The 17,939-nt window shown below is 29.7% G+C and carries 15 protein-coding genes; 2 read left to right on the top strand and 13 right to left on the bottom strand.

The window, feature by feature from the left end:
• Positions 1–82: 82 nt before the first annotated feature.
• On the bottom strand, positions 83–730 hold the full coding sequence (locus CLFE_RS06490) for a redox-sensing transcriptional repressor Rex (protein WP_077834174.1): 648 nt from the start codon (positions 728–730) through the stop codon (positions 83–85).
• Between the two features lie 437 nt (positions 731–1,167).
• Between CLFE_RS06490 and CLFE_RS06485 the strand changes: the two genes are divergently transcribed.
• The gene (locus CLFE_RS06485; RefSeq protein ID WP_077894634.1) at positions 1,168–3,099 is read left to right on the top strand and encodes an ABC-F family ATP-binding cassette domain-containing protein; all 1,932 of its coding nucleotides are present in this window, start codon (positions 1,168–1,170) and stop codon (positions 3,097–3,099) included.
• 65 nt (positions 3,100–3,164) lie between these two features.
• Here CLFE_RS06485 and CLFE_RS06480 read toward each other — a convergent pair whose 3' ends face one another.
• Both CLFE_RS06480 and CLFE_RS06475 read right to left on the bottom strand, forming a co-directional pair.
• Positions 3,165–4,442 carry an L-cysteine desulfidase family protein gene (locus CLFE_RS06480; protein WP_077894633.1) on the bottom strand — a complete coding sequence of 426 codons (1,278 nt, stop codon included), beginning with the start codon at positions 4,440–4,442 and terminating at the stop codon, positions 3,165–3,167.
• Between the two features lie 130 nt (positions 4,443–4,572).
• Positions 4,573–5,799 carry a macrolide family glycosyltransferase gene (locus CLFE_RS06475; RefSeq protein WP_077894632.1) on the bottom strand — a complete coding sequence of 409 codons (1,227 nt, stop codon included), beginning with the start codon at positions 5,797–5,799 and terminating at the stop codon, positions 4,573–4,575.
• Between the two features lie 168 nt (positions 5,800–5,967).
• Between CLFE_RS06475 and CLFE_RS06470 the strand changes: the two genes are divergently transcribed.
• Positions 5,968–7,578, top strand: coding sequence for an IS1182 family transposase (locus tag CLFE_RS06470; protein ID WP_250944600.1), 1,611 nt, complete (start codon positions 5,968–5,970; stop codon positions 7,576–7,578).
• 160 nt (positions 7,579–7,738) lie between these two features.
• On the opposite strand, the gene eutC is transcribed toward CLFE_RS06470, so the two are convergent.
• From eutC to CLFE_RS06420, 10 genes are all read right to left on the bottom strand, one after another.
• Positions 7,739–8,467 carry an ethanolamine ammonia-lyase subunit EutC gene (eutC, locus tag CLFE_RS06465; RefSeq protein WP_077893414.1) on the bottom strand — a complete coding sequence of 243 codons (729 nt, stop codon included), beginning with the start codon at positions 8,465–8,467 and terminating at the stop codon, positions 7,739–7,741.
• Positions 8,468–8,478: 11 nt separating this feature from the next.
• Positions 8,479–9,834: an ethanolamine ammonia-lyase subunit EutB gene (locus CLFE_RS06460; protein WP_077893415.1), complete on the bottom strand. Its 1,356-nt coding sequence runs from the start codon at positions 9,832–9,834 to the stop codon at positions 8,479–8,481.
• 25 nt (positions 9,835–9,859) lie between these two features.
• A complete protein-coding gene (gene eat, locus CLFE_RS06455) occupies positions 9,860–11,176 on the bottom strand; it encodes an ethanolamine permease (protein WP_077852219.1) in 1,317 nt (438 codons plus the stop codon).
• A gap of 229 nt (positions 11,177–11,405) precedes the next feature.
• Complete coding sequence (locus tag CLFE_RS06450; protein ID WP_077893416.1) at positions 11,406–12,821, bottom strand: histidine kinase N-terminal domain-containing protein; 1,416 nt, start codon at positions 12,819–12,821, stop codon at positions 11,406–11,408.
• A gap of 2 nt (positions 12,822–12,823) precedes the next feature.
• Positions 12,824–13,384, bottom strand: coding sequence for an ANTAR domain-containing response regulator (locus tag CLFE_RS06445; RefSeq protein ID WP_077893417.1), 561 nt, complete (start codon positions 13,382–13,384; stop codon positions 12,824–12,826).
• 148 nt (positions 13,385–13,532) lie between these two features.
• Positions 13,533–14,669 (bottom strand): RCC1 domain-containing protein, encoded by a 1,137-nt coding sequence (locus CLFE_RS06440; RefSeq protein ID WP_077893418.1) that lies wholly within the window; start codon positions 14,667–14,669, stop codon positions 13,533–13,535.
• A gap of 281 nt (positions 14,670–14,950) precedes the next feature.
• The gene (pepV, locus tag CLFE_RS06435; RefSeq protein WP_077893419.1) at positions 14,951–16,348 is read right to left on the bottom strand and encodes a dipeptidase PepV; all 1,398 of its coding nucleotides are present in this window, start codon (positions 16,346–16,348) and stop codon (positions 14,951–14,953) included.
• A gap of 23 nt (positions 16,349–16,371) precedes the next feature.
• Positions 16,372–16,845, bottom strand: a complete 474-nt coding sequence (locus CLFE_RS06430) for a hypothetical protein (RefSeq protein WP_077834163.1) — start codon at positions 16,843–16,845, stop codon at positions 16,372–16,374.
• A 32-nt stretch (positions 16,846–16,877) separates the two neighbouring features.
• On the bottom strand, positions 16,878–17,045 hold the full coding sequence (locus CLFE_RS06425) for a DUF896 domain-containing protein (protein WP_077834162.1): 168 nt from the start codon (positions 17,043–17,045) through the stop codon (positions 16,878–16,880).
• Between the two features lie 40 nt (positions 17,046–17,085).
• Positions 17,086–17,853, bottom strand: coding sequence for a histidinol phosphate phosphatase (locus CLFE_RS06420; protein WP_077834161.1), 768 nt, complete (start codon positions 17,851–17,853; stop codon positions 17,086–17,088).
• Positions 17,854–17,939 lie beyond the last annotated feature (86 nt).

The following is a 17,939-nucleotide window of genomic DNA, read 5'->3' as shown; positions in this document are numbered from 1 at the left end:
TAGTTATTATATAATGATTTATTTTATATTTCAACATTAAAACCATTTTATATTAAATTTTAATTTATATTTATATTATTTTTTATTCTTCCTGCCCTTTATTAACCTCTTGCATCAAACAACTAAGTGTTAGAAGACTCTCACTCAAATGTACATTTTCAACAATTACATTTTCAGGAATGGAAAGGTCAACCGGTGCAAAATTCCATATTCCGTTAACATTATTTTTAACAATAATATCACAAACTTTTTGTGCATTTTTACTAGGAACACATATTATTCCAATATCTATTCTATTGTTTTGTAAATACTTGTCTATGTTGTCTACATCTTGAACTTCAACATCTTGTATTTTAAGCCCTATTAATTTAGGATTTATATCAAATATAGCCTTTAAATCAAATCCCATCTTTTGAAAATTTATATAATTAGCAATTGCCTGACCTATATTTCCAGCACCAACTATTATGGTATTATATGTTTTAGTTAGTCCTAATATATTATCAATTTCCCTACACAAATCTTTAACATTGTATCCATATCCCTGCTGCCCAAAATCACCAAAACAATTCAAGTCTTGGCGTATCTGCGATGCAGTAAAACCTATTTTTTCACTTAATTCCTTTGAAGATATTCTATCAACATCGCTCTTTAGCAACTCTTCTAAATATCTGTGGTATTTGGGAAGACGTCTGATAACTGCCATTGATATGTTTTTTTTCTTATCCACTTTGACCACCTCTTACTATATCACTTTTGTAGAAGCCAAGTTCAAATTAAATTTGGTATATTAAATAATTAAAATACATTTAACCTTTATAATTAATAATTAACTTGTCTCTTCATATATAACAATACATCATATATTTTACCACATTATCATTCAATTACACTATCTTTTTTGCCTTTATTATTCTTAAATATACTTATTAGTATTAAATACTATTAATTTATTTTGTTTTTTTCAATAAAACTCCGAAAAGCTACCATAAACGTAATATCTCTATGAAGATTTTATCCTATGCATACTAAACACTTATAATAATATTTTATACTTTATAAAATTATGCAATCTTATTATTAAAAATTAGCTTTCACCTTAATTTTACTATGGTATAATTAAGTGTATACTTTAATTTTATAATACATTTTAGGTTGGTGATACACATGATAGTTGTTAGCTGTAAAAATATCAGTAAAAGTTACGGCATTGATACAATTTTAGAAAATATAACATTTAATATAAATGATGGTGAAAAAATAGGTCTTATAGGTCCAAATGGCGCCGGAAAATCAACACTATTTAAAATTTTAACTTCGCAATTAGATCACGATACAGGTGATTTATTCATAGATAAAAGTAAAAAACTAGGATATTTATCTCAACATCTTGACCTTAATATTGATAACACTATATATGAGGAACTCTCTTCTGTATTTAGTGATTTATTACAAATAGAAACTAAACTTAAAGATTTAGAGATAAAAATGGGTGAGCCATATGATCCTTCAAAGGATGAATACCATAATAAAGTTATAAAAGACTACACTACTTATACAGAACTATACTCAGCAAAAGGTGGCTACACTTATAAAGGTTTAATAGGAAAAGTTTTAACAGGACTTGGCTTTTCAAATGAATACTTTGATAAAAAAATAAGCATTTTAAGTGGTGGACAAAAGACTCGTGTAGCTCTTTGTAAGCTTTTACTTAAAAATCCAGAAATATTACTTTTAGATGAACCCACAAACCATCTAGATTTAGATGCTATTGAGTGGCTTGAAGATTATTTAAAAAATTACAAAGGAACAGTAATTTTGATTTCCCATGATAGATATTTTTTGGATGCAATTACTGACACAACCCTTGAACTTATAAATGGTCATGTAAATTGCTTTAATGGCAATTACACTAAAGCATTAGAATTAAAAAAAGTACAATATGATATAGAATTAAAAGCCTATAATCTTCAGCAAGAAGAAATTAAAAGACAAGAAAAAATAATAGAACGCTTTAGATCCTTTAATAGAGAAAAAAGTATAAAAGCTGCTGAAAGTAGACAAAAAGCACTTGATAAAATCGAAAGAGTTAACCGCCCTGACAAGGAAACTGGAGTAACCCGTATTGAATTCGAAACCCTAATAAAAAGCGGAAATGACGTTTTACATGTAGAAAATTTATCAAAACATTTTGAGGAAAAAACTTTATTCGAAAATCTCTACATGGATGTAAAAAAGGGAGAAAAAATCGCTTTAATTGGTGAAAATGGACGTGGAAAAACTACTTTTTTTAGGATACTTTTAGATAAAATGAAAAGCGACTCAGGTATTAAAGTTTTGGGTAAAAATGTTTTTGTGGGCTATTATGATCAAGAACAATCTGATTTACATGACGAAAAAACAATCATAGATGAAGTTTGGGGCGACTTTCCAGAACTTACTACAACAGAAATAAGAAACGCTTTAGCAGCCTTTTTATTTATAGGTGATGATGTTTTTAAAATCATTTCAACCTTAAGTGGAGGAGAAAAGTGTAGAATTAACCTACTTAAGTTAATGCTTTCTAAAAATAATTTTTTACTTTTAGACGAACCTACAAACCATTTAGATATAGTTTCTCGTGAAGCTCTAGAAGATGCACTTTTAAGTTATGATGGAACTGTACTGGTAATATCACATGATAGATATTTCTTAAATAAGGTTGTTCATAAAATATTTGAACTAGAGAAAAATGGTATTAAAGAGTATCTTGGAAATTATTCTTATTATATAGAAAAAAAGAATAATCCAACAAGGTTTCAAGATGAAGAAGAATTTAAAAATCAAAAAACAAAAACTCAAATTAATACTGAGAAGAAGAAAAAACGTGAAAATGAAAAGCAAAAAAGAGTAAAAAAAGTTGAACTTAAAAATACTGAAAAAGAAATAGCTGACTTAGAAAAGAAGCTTGAAGAACTTCAAAATATGCTTTGTCTTGAAGAAGTTTATTCAAACCAAGAAAAAAGTATAGAGGTTAATAACCAAATTACTGAAACTCAAGAAAATCTCGATTTATTATATGAAAAATGGGACGAATTAAGTAATAGTATAGAAGACTAGGATGTACATATTTTAAATAGTCCTGTATAGGGTTCTAATCTAGAATACCTTATACAGGACCATTTTTATTTTTCAGTCATAATTTTTATAATTTCCTTGTCAGTTTCTTTCATTCCTTCTTTAGCAAGCTTACCAATATTAGATATAGTTGCTTCTACACCTTTTTTAACTATTCCATCTCCGCCTCTAAACTGCTGTCCGTTTTTATACATATAATATCCTAAAATACCTGCATCTACACCTGCTGCAATTTTAGCTGCGCAAGATGCCTTAGCTCCATCACAAACAATTCCTGAAACTATGGACAGCGCATTAACAATGGTATGTGAAATTTCTTTATAGCCTCCACCATTAAGATATGCAATACCAGCTCCACTCCCTGCACCTGCACTAATAGCACCACAATATGCTGAAAGTCTTCCTATGCCTGTTTTCTGATGTATTGTAACTAAATCTGAAATAATAAGCGCTCTATAAAGCTTCTCCTTTGATACCTTTAATTCTTTGGCATATTCGATAACTGGAAGTGATGCTGTCATTCCCTGATTTCCACTTCCAGAAATAATTATAACCGGAAGTTCACAGCCATTCATTCTAGCATCTGAACCTGCTGCCGCCTTAGCTTTTGCTCTTACTTTTATATCATCACCATAAGTTTCAAGCAAAACACTGCCTATATTAGCTCCATAATTATTTTTAAGGCCTTCCTCTGCAATTTTTGAATTGTACCTTATCTGTCTACTTATAATATCTTCTATATCCTTTATCTCTACAGTACTTGCAAAATCAATAATATCTTTTATATTCAGTAATTTCTTATCTGAGAGTCCTTCTTCCTTTGACTCTTCTGCCTTTCTTTCATAAATAACCTTACCATTCTTTTCAATAAAAACAATATTAGTATGATAATTTACAATTCTAACTTTTACAAAGGAACCTTTGTAGAATAAATTAACCTGTACATAAAATACAAATTGGGTTTCTGAAGGCTTTACCTCTATTGTGGAACTCTCAATATAATTTTTAATTTTTTGCTTTTCCTCTTCCGTTACCTTTGAAATTACTTCAAGCTTTTTTTCAGATTTTCCTGCTATAATTCCTGCCGCCACTGCTGCTTCTATACCTTTTAAATGATCTGTGTTTGGAACTATAACGCTTTTAACATTTTTTATAATATTCCCACTAACCTCCACAATTACTTTTTCAGGTATATGACCCAACTTCTCTCTTGCTACAGCTGCCGCATACGCAATTGCTATAGGCTCTGTGCATCCCATAGCTGGAACTAGTTCTTCTTTTAAAATTTTAACGTAATTTATATATTTTAAATCACTTTTTTCCACTTACATGCCTCCTAATTTTTCTTTTGTTAACTATATATTCTTATATTGTAGTTCCTCAATTATATCTTATTATACTTGGTTAGCTGTGAAAGCCTCAATAATTATTTTTCAAATAAATTATATAACTTATCTAATATTCACAAGCATAGTCCTTTATACCCTTTTCTATTTTAAGTTTAAAGATTTCATCTACACCTCTTTTATAACCACCAGCTTCTCTAAAAAATTCTTTTACTTTTTCTATATTATTAATATAAGAAGCATCTGTCATTACCTTTTCAACTGATTCTCTAAGCTCTTTTGCAGTAAGCTTGTCCTTATTTAATACTATAGCTGTACCTAATTCCTTTGCCCTTGCTGCCATATACAATTGATCCGCACCAATAGGAATTGCCACAAATGGTACTTTATTATAAATTAAGTCACTTGTACTATTCATTCCTGCATGTGTAACTGCTGCATCTGCATATTTTAAAATCTCTGTCTGAGGCACATAGTTTTTAACTATAAAGTTTTTAGGTATATTAAAGTTAGACATATCAATATTATATGCTGACATAACCACTACCACATCAGAATCTCCAAAAGCTTCAAAAAATATTTTATATAAATCACTATTAGTATTGTTAAAAACTGTTCCTAAAGAAATATATATTACTTTTTTGTTTTCTAACTTCTCAAAAGGGAAATCCAAACTTTCTTGTCTATTATAAATAGGGGGTCCAATAAATTTGAAACTATCGTCATAATATTCCATATTAGCCACAAATTCTTTAGCTGTATAGGCTATATTCAAATCACCTCTACATGACATTATTTGACTAATTTTAGGCATATTCACAGAATACTTTTTTTCAATTCTATCCTTTGCTTCATTATGTGCCTTAAATATAGTGGGATCATTTTCTATTTCAATTTCAGTTACAGGTGAATATTGCATTTTCATTACTTCTTTTATTGTAGCAAACACAGCTAAGGATGAAATTGATGGTATTTTAAGTATTTGTGCTATTATATTACCTGCACAAAACATAGAATCATAAATAGCATAATCAAATTTTATTCCTTTTATTTTATTCAAGATATCTTCAACTTCATGTTCGGCAATATCAATACATTTAATTATAATCTTTCCATGTGATTTATCTTTTCTCCCCTTTCTATTAGCATTTTTTAGAGCACTCATTCTTTCACCATAACTTATAAATTTAGCTCCTGTTTTCTCAATACTTTCTTTAAATTCATCTGTACAAAAATAATATACTTCCTCACCTCTTTTAACTAATTCATCTACTAATCCTAAAGTAGGATTTACATGCCCATAAGCTGGGAAATTCATAAAAAGTACTTTTGACATATTAACACCTCTTTGTTTTAAATGTTTATATGTAAATTTTACCACTAATGTAATAAATAAATCAAAAAGGGGCTGTTGCAAAACTAAAAAATAGTTTTGCAATAGCTCCTTTGTTGTATATAAAAAATGTGAGTTCCGAAGAACTCACATTGATTGTATAATTAAATTATGAATGTAACTAAATTATACACAAAAAATTATAATCAATTTAATGATAATTTGCAACTTATATTACCATTAAATTTAGAAAACTTAATACCAGAAGATGATTCGGTTCGTTTGCTAAGCTATTTGTTGGAGGGATTAAATTATAAAAAATTGTACAAGGCGTATTCTTCCGTAGGAAGAAAATCAGCAGTTGAACCCAAAATCATGTTCAAAATAATATCTTATGCTTATTCTCAAAATATTTATTCAAGTAGAAAGATAGAAAAAGCATGCAAAAGAGATATAAATTTCAAATGGCTACTTCAAGGCTTTAAAGCACCTGATCACGCTACTATAAGTAGATTTCGAAAAAAATATCTTTCAAATGAAGTGATTGAAGATTTATTTTATCAACAAGTTAACTATTTAGCTAAAGAAAAAGAATTATTATTTGAAAATGTATTTATCGATGGTACTAAAATTGAGGCAAATGCCAACCGATATACTTTTGTTTGGAAGAAAGCTATTTATAAAAATGAAGGTAAGATGTTTGATAAAATTATTGCTCTTGTTAAAACCATTAATCTTGAAAGATTAATGAAATTCACTATTGAGAGAGAAACTTTGATTGATGATATAAACAAAATTCTTCAATGGCTTTTATTTGAAAAAGAAAAAAGAAATATAGAGTTTGTTCATGGAATCGGTAAAAGAAAAACTGCAATTCAAAAGTGGATAGAACAACTATCACAATATAAAGAAAGACAAGAAAAATATAATTTAAGTAAGAAAATATTTTCAAAAAGAAATAGCTATTCTAAAACTGATACTGATGCAACTTTCATGCATATGAAAGATGATCATATGAGAAATGGTCAATTAAAACCTGCCTATAATGTACAAATAGCAGTTGATAGTGAATATGTAACTGGTGTTGGAGTATTTGATGATAGAAATGATATAGCAACATTAATACCAATGATTACTAATATGCAAGAAAAAATTGGTCATAAATATACTAATGTGATTGCAGATTCTGGTTACGAAAGTGAAGAAAACTATTTGTTTTTAGAGTCTAATAATCAAATACCATATATAAAACCTCAAACTTATGAGAAATGGAAAAAAAGAAGTTTTAAAAACGACATCAGTAAGCGTGAAAATATGAAATATGATGTTAAAACAGATACATATATTTGTCATAATAATAGAAAATTATTCCCATCATATATTATTCATAAAAAATCTGCAAGTGGGTATACGTCTGAGGTTACTGTTTATGAATGTGAAAATTGCGATAACTGCACTTTGAAATCAAAGTGCACAAAAGCAAAGAATAACCGAAAAATGCAGGTTTCAAAGACTTTTATTAAAAAGCGTCAAATTTCATACAACAATATCAAAACTGAATTGGGAACTAAATTGAGAATGAACAGATCTATTCAAGTTGAAGGTGCGTTTGGAATTTTAAAAAGCGACTATGAATTCAAAAGATTTTTAACACGTGGAAAAAATAGTGTAAAAACTGAATTTATTTTGCTTTGTTTTGGATATAACATTAACAAATTACATTTAAAAATCCAAAATGAAAGAACTCAAAAGTATCTTCACGAATTAAAAACTATTTCCTAATTATGGAATAATATAGTTAGGTTTATTTTAGTGCGTCAAAATCTCATGGAAATTCAAATAATTAATATAGTATTTAAAATATTAGGCAATTTTATAGCTTAAACAAAAAAAGAGCATCGCTCATGATTAATTTTAATCATTTTGCGACACTCCCTTCCTCTTAAATTTTTAATTTAACTCCACTTTTCTTTTCTTTCATCATAATGTCGATGATACGAACTATTTCTTTTCCTGCATCTACCAGCGGTATGCCATTTTTATGAATATTAGATACAACTGTCCTCTGCGATTCTGGTTTTTCTGTGCTAGATTCGTATGCCATATAACTACTCATGCTTTCACCAGTAGCAAGTCCTGGCCTTTCACCTATTAATATTATTGTAACCTTTGCCTTTAATGCTTCACTTATTTTATCCATAGTAGCAACTCTTGAGTATTTAACAAATATAGGTGTACCTAACTTATATCCCTTTGACTTTAGTTTTTCTACTATGACAAAATATATTTTTCTAAGATTTGCATTAATTGCAGTTGCACTGAGTCCATCCCCTGCTATAATTTGAACATCAGGTTCATTTATACAATTATTTTTTATATAATCTAGTGTTTCTTCAGAAAATTTTCTTCCAAGATCCGGTCTAGTTATATACTCTTCCTTATCCTTTACCAAAGTTTGCACTTTTAAAAAATTGAGAGTATCTATTAATTTTTCGTCTATATTTGACCATACTGCATCCATTGCTACAGCATGATCTGCTCTGAATTTAAGAAAAGTACTTGTTTTAAGTCTGCTGCCAGCTCTACCTACACATATTCTAGCTGGTGTTAAAGCCTTAAACTCTGATAATTCCTCTTCCTTTGTATCATAAACCTTTAATAAATTTTCCATACATTCATCTCCTACATAAACATTGAAGGATCGCCCGCATTTTCTGTTAGTTTACCATCCTTCATTATACCTAATTCTTCCATCCTGCTTTCAAATTCTTTTATGGGCCTTTTGTTTGATATTTCCCTTAAAGTTGCTATATCATGATAGCTTGAAGATTGATACATAAGCATTACATCATCTCCACAAGGTATTCCCATAAGATAGTTACAATTAGCTGCTAAAAGAAGCATAGCTAAATTTTCAAGATCATTTTGATCTGCTTTCATATGATTTGTATAACAAGCATCAACTCCCATTGATAAACCTGTAAGTTTTCCCATGAAATGATCCTCTAAACCTGCTCTTATAACCTGCTTTCCATCATACAAATATTCAGGTCCAATAAAACCTACAACTGTATTTACAAGAAAAGGTTTATATCTTTTAGCTAATCCATAACATCTTGCTTCCATAACAAGTTGATCCGCTCCATTATGACCTTCTGACGATAGTTCTGCACCTTGTCCCGTTTCAAAGTACATAAAATTAGGTCCTTTAGAGCTTTTTTTAGCTTTCATAAGCTCATAGGCTTCATCTAATAGGTCTACACTTATTCCAAAATCCCTATTGGCAATTTCAGAACCTGCTATACTTTGAAACATTAAATCAATTGGCACTCCATTTCTTAAAGCCTCAATTTGAGTTGTTATATGGGCAAGCACGCAATTTTGAGTTGGTATTCTCCACTTTTTAGTAAAGTCATTAAATACCTTAAGCACACTTGATACACTTTCTAAAGTATCTGCTACTGGATTTAATCCTATAACTGCATCTCCTACTCCATAGCTTATGCCTTCAAGCAATGATGCCATAATACCTTGAGGGTTGTCAGTTGGATGATTTGGTTGAAGTCTTGAAGAAAAAGTTCCTTTTTTACCTATGATTGTGTTACATTCAGCAGTATTGCAAATTTTTTGAGCTGCATATACAAGATCCATATTGCTCATAAGCTTTGTTACTGCTGCAATCATCTCTGAGGTTAATCCATCTCTTATTTTCTTTATCCATTTGTCATCATTTTCAAGTAAAACTTCTCTGAATTCACCAACCGTTAGGCACTTAATCTTTTTATACTGCTCTTCATCCACAGAATCCTGTATTACTCTTGTAATTTCATCTTTTTCATAAGGCACTACAGGATTATTTCTTAATTCTTCTAGTGTTATATCTGCTAAAACAGTTTTTGCTGCAACTCTTTCTGCTGCTCCACTTGCTGCAACTCCTGCCATTTCATCCCCGGATTTTTTTTCATTTGCCTTTGCAAGTACATCCTTTATATCTTTAAATTTATAAGTTGTATTAAACAATGTTGTTTTTAAATTCATATAATTCACCTATTTCTTTACCATATTAAACTGCTTCTTTTTGCTCTTCTTCTATATCACTTCTACCTTTTAATTTTGAATATATAAAATAATACACAAAAGCCAACACGAAAGATAAAATCACCCATGATATTGTTGACACACTTGAATATATAGTTGTTACTAAAAATACTGCATTTAATACTAAAGCTATTATGGGTAATATTATAGAAACCTTATAAGGTCTTTCTAAATTAGGCTCTTTTTTTCTCAATAAAAAGAAAGCAATCATACTTATTGCATGAAGAGCAATAGCGCCAAAGCTTGAAATCACAATAATTGTTGCAGTATTGTTTGTAAGAACGAAAAGCATTCCTATAAGACTTGGTACTACAATTGCTGGTACTGGTGAACCTTTTGAGTTAACTCTTGATAAAAACTCTGGAAGATATCTTGATCTTGACATTGCAAATACCTGCCTTGAATAACCTATTATTATTCCATGAAGACTAGCTATTAAACCAAATAAGCCTATGAAACTCATAAATTTGGATAAAAAGTTTCCCTTTCCAAATATAGCATTCAAAGTATCTGGAATAGGTGAATTGGTGGTTCCTAAAGTTTTATTATCAAGTACACCTGCTGTGCAAAGAAAAGTTCCTAAAGCTAAAACCATAAGAGTTATTATTGCTAGTATAAACCCTTTTGAAATATCTTTTTTAGGGTTTTTACATTCTTCTGCTGACATAGCACCACCCTCTGCTGCTAGATAAAACCATATTGCAAAAGGTATTGCATTAAATATTCCGGTAGCACCTCCTTTATATATATTTCCTCCAAATATCTTAGTTGGATCAATATGAGTAGCAGATGCACCTGCAAAAATTATAAGTCCAATAATTGCTACTATTGTTACAACTGTTTCAATTATCGCGGCTGTTTTAACTCCAAAGCAATTTACAATAACAAATAACGCATAGAAAACAAGCGCTGCTGCTGTAACTGGTACTGATGGTATAATAAAATTAACATACGCACCTATAGATATTGCTATAGCTGGAGTTGCAAATAAAAATTCTAAAATACAAGAAAATCCTGCAAAGAACCCTCCAAGCCTGCCCATAGTTCTTGATGCAAATTCAGAAGAACCATCCGCCTTTGGCATCGCCGTAGCAAGTTCTGCATAACTAAACATAAAAGTTCCATAAAAAACCGTTACTATTAATGTGGCAACTACAAATCCCACTGGACTAGTAAAAGTAAGTGCATTATTCCATCCACAATACATTCCTGATATAACCATTCCAACTATGATAGCCCAAAGCTGAAACGTTGATAGTGTTTTTTTCAATTCCTTTGCCATAAAAATTCCCCCAATAAACTATTTTTTAACCTGATAAAATAGCAAAGGAGCTCAAACGTATCTTAATCGTTTGAGCTCCTTTGCTCACTAAATGTAATATTAAAAAATTAAAGGATTGTATAAAATGCCAAATCAATGCTCCGTTGCATCAACTTATGAATACAGTGTAACATATTAATTTGTTAATGTAAACCCCATAAAAATATTAATTTATTATTTTTTTATTTTTTTATTGATGTATTTTCAAATCAAACGCTACTTTAGTGCCATTTTCATTTGTTTCAATCTTTATGTTACCATTTAATTTATCAGTCACTATGCTTTTAACAATATTAAGACCCAAGCTATCTTCTCTTAACTTTTTACCCTTGAAACCACTTCCATTATCACTAACAGCTATACTTGCATAGCCATGTCCTTTATTTATTAAAATTTCTATAATACCTTCCTCTTTATCATAAAAAGCATGCTTTATGGAATTCTCTATAAGTTCATTTACTACTATTGCAATGGCTGTAGCTTTATCAGAATTCACATAAATATTGTCCCCTTGTAGCTTTATAATTATACTTTTATTACACTCTAGCGAATTTCTTATCGCATTATCTTTAAGCTTTAAGAGTATTACTTTTATATCCGCATCATCTATACCCTTTTGCGCTAGAACTTCATGGGTTGTTGCTATACTTAAAATTCTATTTATACTTTCATAAAAAGCCTTTTTTGCATGATAATCCTCTATTCTCCTAGCTTGTAGCCTTAATATACTTGCTATAGTTTGAAGATTATTTTTAACTCTATGATGTATTTCTCTAATTGCTACTGCCTTTAAAACAAGTTCTTTTTCTTTCTTTTTAATATCAGTTAAATCCTTTATAAGTATAATAATTCCACAGATTTTTATATCTTTTTTTATTAATCCATATTTAATCTGCAAATCAAATTTTCCTACTCTTGTTTCTAATATTACGGACTTTTGTTCCCTTAAAATGTCCTTTAATTTAAGTTTATTTAGAACCAAATTATCAAAAGACATCCCCACTATATCATCCTTATATCCTATTTTTTTATAAAGTTCTTTAGCTGTATAATTAGCATAAACACATGTACCCTCATCATCTATGGCTAAAATTCCATCATTTATTAAATTATAGGCAGTATTATTCTCTACATCTTTTATATTCATAAGAGTTTCTGATAGCTGTTTTGTAGTTTCAGATAATATCTCCATATTCTGACTTTGAATTATATGTTCAGTTACATCCTTCTCCATGATTAAAACACCTATAACTTTTTCATTTTTATTTTTTATTGGAACTGTATTTTGCTTAACAACTATATTTTCTTGTGTAACTGCTTTTAATTCTGTTGTTGGCGTCCCTATTTCCAAAGTTCTTAATACCGCCGGTTCATTTTTTCTCAAAGCAAATTCCCCAACCACAGAGTTTTTGTACAAAGATTTATTTTCTAAAGGTCTTGCTTCTGAAACCACAATAGCAATATCAGAATCTTTTGTAAGACAATCAATAAATATGTCTCCTCCAAAAAGTGTTGCAAACATAGAAATAGATCTTTCAATATTCTCAAGCTCTGTTATATCCTCTTCACTTAAATCCGTATTTAGCTCACATAATTTTCTAAGCATACTTAATCCCTACTTTTTATATTATCAATTATATTTTTAGACATATCTAGTATTGTTAACTGTTTATCCATGCTCATTTTTCTTAACTTTCTATAAGCTTCATTTTCAGTAATTCTATATCTTTCCATCAATATTTCCTTAGCAGCACAGGTGATTTTAATACTATTTAGATTTTTTTTAATACTACTGATTTCTTTTCCTTTTGCTATTGCAATCTCAACCTGGGGTATAAGTCTTATTTCATCTATAGGTTTTATAATATAACCTATAGCACCAATCTCTTTTACTTTATCGATAAATTCTCTACCACTGTATGCTGTTAATATTATTATTGCATCTGCTACATTTTCCTTAACTAAAATTTGAGAAGCTTCAATTCCATCAAGCTTAGGCATTTTTATATCCATAAGAACGAGATTAGGTCTTAATCTTCTACATACCTCTACAGCCTCTAGTCCATTTGCCGCCTGTCCAACAACATAATAACCTGCCCCTGTGAGCATTTCACATATATCCATTCTTGTAATAGGTTCATCTTCAGCTACCACAACTCTATTATCCACCCTAAAATCACCTCCTCTGATATATTATGATTTAAACACAAATGCTTCTAAATTTCAATATTTCTATCAAAAAAAGCCTATCATAATTGATAATTTATTAATTATGATAGGCTTTTTACAAATTTTCTTTATATCTGTTAATATCTACTTAATACATATATGCTCCTGTAAGTACTTGTTTCAATGATGCTCTTTGATATTCATTACCATTGCCAAGTTGTCCATAATATGCCCATCCACAATCCCATATGCTGCCATCCATTTTAAGGACTATAGTATCATCATTACGTGCATTAATTTTATAAAATCCATTACCTACATTTTCCCAAGTTGACTTATTTACATATGTACCATCGCCTAATTGTCCGCTTTCATTATCTCCTGTTGTCCAAAGACTTCCATCTATTTTTAGCGCTAAAGAATGAACTGCTCCACATGAAATTTGAGAAAAACCAGATCCAACTTTCTCCCAAGTTGACTTATCTGTTGTTGTCCCATCTCCTAATTGTCCATCTTGATTATATCCTGTTGCCCATACGGTTCCATCTGCTTTTAATGCCATAGAAAAAGCTGTACCACAAGAAATCTGTACAACATTATCACCAACCTTTTCCCACGTTGATCTATCTGCTGTTGTCCCATCTCCCAATTGTCCACACAAATTAAATCCAGAAGCCCAAAGTGTTCCATCATTTTTTAATGCTAATGAGTGATTTCCTTGTGCTGCAACTTGAGAAAAACCAGAACCTACCTTCTCCCAAGTTGACTTAATTGTAGTTGTTCCATCGCCTAATTGTCCATGTCCATTATCACCACATGCCCATAATGTTCCATCCTTTTTTATTCCTAACGAGTGTTGACTTCCACAAGCTATTTGAGAAAAATCAGAACCTACCTTTTCCCAGTTTGGTTTATTTGTTTCTGTAGCTGTACCATCGCCTAATTGTCCATCCCAATTACCGCCACATGCCCATAGTGTCCCATCTTTTTTTATTCCTAATGAATGATTATAACTACATTCAATATCTGAAAAATCGTCTCCAACCTTTTCCCATGATGATTTATTTACGTATGTACCATCACCTAGTTCACCGTATTTATTCATACCTGTTGCCCAAAGACTTCCATCTGCCTTTATGACAAAAGAGCTTAGTCCTGTTGCTATGGTTTTTGAATTATTCTGCTTTATAGTTTCTGCATGTACTCTAAAATTATTATTGGCATTAGCTAAAGATATTGAAATTCCTAATGCAGCACTTGTAATAAATATTTTTTTAAAATTCATTATAACTCTCCTCTTTCATTTAAAATATTATTCTAATTAATTATCGTAATAAATATTGGAAATTTTACATTTTATTAATAATTTGTGTATTATTTTTTACAAAATTGAAAATAATGCTACAAGAATCCCCAATATATTTATTCATTAATAACTCTTTTATCTTTCTTTTCAATGTTCTTAAATCTAATACATTTAAAACATTTTTCATATTTGTATTAATAAAAAATGCCCTTCCACAATATTTAATATGTGAAAGGGCATTTTATTAATAATCTAAAGTTTTAGCGAGCAAGCTCATATATTGCATGAGCATAAATTTTAGCATTTAGTACTATATGTTCAACTTTTATAAATTCATTTGCTTGATGATCCACGTCTGGTTCTCCTGGGAATATAGGTCCAAAACCTACTACATTAGGCATTTCCTTTGCATAAGTTCCTCCACCTATAGAAAGAAGCTTTGGCTCATTTCCTGTTTGATCTTCATAAACCTTTTGAAGAATTTTTACAAGCTTATGATCTTCTGGATAATATAAAGATTTTTGATGTGTCATATTTTCAATTCTAATTCCTGTATTTGCTATTCTATCATTTATTCCTGTCATCATGTCCTCATACTTGCAAGTTACAGGATATCTAACATTGAGAATAACCTTTCCTAAATCTCTACCAAAATCTATTACTCCAACATTGAAAGAAAGCTTTCCTGAAACTTTGTCTTCCATTCCTATTCCAAAGGATTCTCCATCAGTTTCCATTCCAATGTATTTATTTAAGAAAGTTATATAATCAATTAAATCAGATTTTCCTAAATTTAATTCATCTAAAAATGCTAAAAGCTGCATTATAGCATTTTTACCAAGATGCGGAGTACTTCCATGTGCTGCAATTCCTTTTGACTTTATTATAACCATATCATCTTTTTCTTCAGCTTTTAAATCATATCCTGTTCTTTCACAGAAGCTTTCACACTTGTCGATTATTTCACCTTTAAGATCAGCCTTTATTCCTGCTTCAGCATATGGAGGTACAATATTAGATCTATCTCCACCTTTTACATATTGGATTTTTGTTTCTCCTTCATAATCATTTTTAAAATCCTTAACTAAATTGAAAATAGTTATTCCCTTTTCTCCATTGATTATTGGATATTCAGCATCTGGAGTAAAGCCTAAAACTGGTGGTTTCTCATATTTTAAATAATGTTCAGTATCCTTTCCTGAACCTGTTTCTTCATCTAAGCCAAATATAACTCTAACTTTTTTGGACATAGTAAGTCCTGCATCTACAATGGCTTTTAATGAATAAAGACATGCTATTGTTGGTCCTTTATCATCCATTGCTCCTCTTGCATATAAGTTTCCATCATGTATTTCTGCACCATAAGGAGGATAATTCCAACCATCTCCTTCTGGCACTACATCAAGATGTCCAAGTACCGCTACATACTCTTCTCCTTCACCATATTCTGCATATCCAACATAATTATCTAAATTAACAGTTTTAAAGCCAAGTCTTTCTGCTAATTTTAAGGCATACTCTAGCGCATCAGCTGTTCCCTTTCCAAAAGGTGCATTTCCTTCTTTCTCCCCACTGATACTTTTGATTCTTAAAATATCTTGAATAGATGAAACCATATCATCTTTTAACAAGTCTATCTTCTCATTTATCTTATCCATTAAAAAACCTCCATTAATAAAAATTATATATAAAACAAATTTTGTTTTTTGCTATCTTTATACTCATCTAATTTATCAATTTCTAAACTTTCGTATTTATCTACTTTAGATAATACTTCCTTCAAAAACTCATCTTTGTATTTAAACTGATTTTCATACTTTATTTCCTTAATTACAGAGTACTCTATTGCTTCATTTCCCTCACCAATAACAACTTTAGGGAATAGCTTTTCTATATTTTTATTCATAATTGCAAATTGATAAATAGAAGCGTCTACTATATTACCATGATAAGTATTAAAGCAATGTGCATATTGCAGTTTTCTTTTACCTATTTTAATGTACAAAATACCATCAATTAGTGGTACATCTAATTCTTTAAGCCTACATACCTGACTTATAAGTGCACCTATCATAGGAGCATTATTTACTACCTGATATTCACATACACAAAGCTTACATAAATTTGTTAAAAACTTTTTTTCTTCTTCTACCACTATAACACCTCAATACACTAAATAGGCTAATTTTAAATCTTCTTTACTTTATTTAATTGTACCTTTACATTACCTTTAATAATATCTATATATTCTCTTCTTAAAATTTCCTGTTCTTTCTTTTCTTCCTCTGTGAGTCCTTCTTCCTTACTCTTTTTATATAGCAAATTTATTCTCTCTATAAGTTTCTTCATTTCCATATTATATTTCTCCTTAAACTAGTTTAATTTTTAACATAAATTATATATATTTTATATTTCTTTTTTCAAAATATACAGGCTTTAAGTTGCAGCTTTCTGCTATTTTAAATGCATTTTCAAAATTCGCTCCTATGCTTTCTTTATTGTGCGAATCAGAACCTATTGTTACAAACCTGCCCCCAAGTTCTCTGTATCTTTTATATATAGGAATTAAATTATCGCATATTTCTTTTTTACCAATTCTTCTTGTATTTATTTCAAAGGCTATTTCTCTATCCACTATAAACTTTAACACTTCATCAATATAATCACTATATTCATTATAATAAATTTCTGGATCTTTATAAGTTGCATATCTTGATATATAATCTATATGTGCAAGGGAATTTATATAAGTATGACAGCTTAAAGAAGCTAGCATAGTTTCAAAATAAGTTTCAAAAACCTCTCTTTTATCAGAGTTCTTATACATATCTTTCTCATAAAGATCTTTGCCACCTAAAAGATGTATTGATCCTAAAACATAATCAAAATCATAGTTTTTATTTATTTCTCTATTTTGATCTTTAATCTCTTCTCCCATGCCTATTTCAACACCAAGTAAAACTTTATCACTTCTATATTTATAATAATCCTTAAAATATTTATCTATATCAAATACAAATTTCCCTTTAACCGGATAATTAAAATCAATATGCTCAGTAATTATCATCCCTATATTTTTTTTATTTGCAGCATCTATTGCTTCGTTTATTTCCATTTTTGAATCTGTGGAAAACAAAGTATGAATATGTGTATCGAAAATCATAAAATATCACCTCACCTTATTAGTTTACAGAACAAAAACCTTAGTTTTATTATACAGAATTAGTTTTCACTTTACAAACTACAAAG

Origin of the sequence: Clostridium felsineum DSM 794 (assembly GCF_002006355.2) — a bacterium.
In the GTDB taxonomy this organism is placed as follows: Bacteria; Bacillota; Clostridia; order Clostridiales; family Clostridiaceae; genus Clostridium_S; species Clostridium_S felsineum.
The sequence above is the reverse complement of the archived record's forward strand: the minus strand, read 5'-3'. Positions and strand labels throughout refer to the sequence as shown.

Bases quoted from the DNA above. Each gene is read 5' to 3' on its own strand.
- CLFE_RS06485 (WP_077894634.1), top strand. From the start codon at position 1,168: ATGATAGTTGTTAGCTGTAAAAATATCAGTAAAAGTTACGGCATTGAT.
- CLFE_RS06475 (WP_077894632.1), bottom strand. From the start codon at position 5,799: ATGTCAAAAGTACTTTTTATGAATTTCCCAGCTTATGGGCATGTAAAT.
- CLFE_RS06470 (WP_250944600.1), top strand. From the start codon at position 5,968: ATGAATGTAACTAAATTATACACAAAAAATTATAATCAATTTAATGAT.
- eutC (WP_077893414.1), bottom strand. From the start codon at position 8,467: ATGGAAAATTTATTAAAGGTTTATGATACAAAGGAAGAGGAATTATCA.
- CLFE_RS06460 (WP_077893415.1), bottom strand. From the start codon at position 9,834: ATGAATTTAAAAACAACATTGTTTAATACAACTTATAAATTTAAAGAT.
- eat (WP_077852219.1), bottom strand. From the start codon at position 11,176: ATGGCAAAGGAATTGAAAAAAACACTATCAACGTTTCAGCTTTGGGCT.
- CLFE_RS06450 (WP_077893416.1), bottom strand. From the start codon at position 12,821: ATGCTTAGAAAATTATGTGAGCTAAATACGGATTTAAGTGAAGAGGAT.
- CLFE_RS06440 (WP_077893418.1), bottom strand. From the start codon at position 14,669: ATGAATTTTAAAAAAATATTTATTACAAGTGCTGCATTAGGAATTTCA.
- pepV (WP_077893419.1), bottom strand. From the start codon at position 16,348: ATGGATAAGATAAATGAGAAGATAGACTTGTTAAAAGATGATATGGTT.
- CLFE_RS06425 (WP_077834162.1), bottom strand. From the start codon at position 17,045: ATGGAAATGAAGAAACTTATAGAGAGAATAAATTTGCTATATAAAAAG.
- CLFE_RS06420 (WP_077834161.1), bottom strand. From the start codon at position 17,853: ATGATTTTCGATACACATATTCATACTTTGTTTTCCACAGATTCAAAA.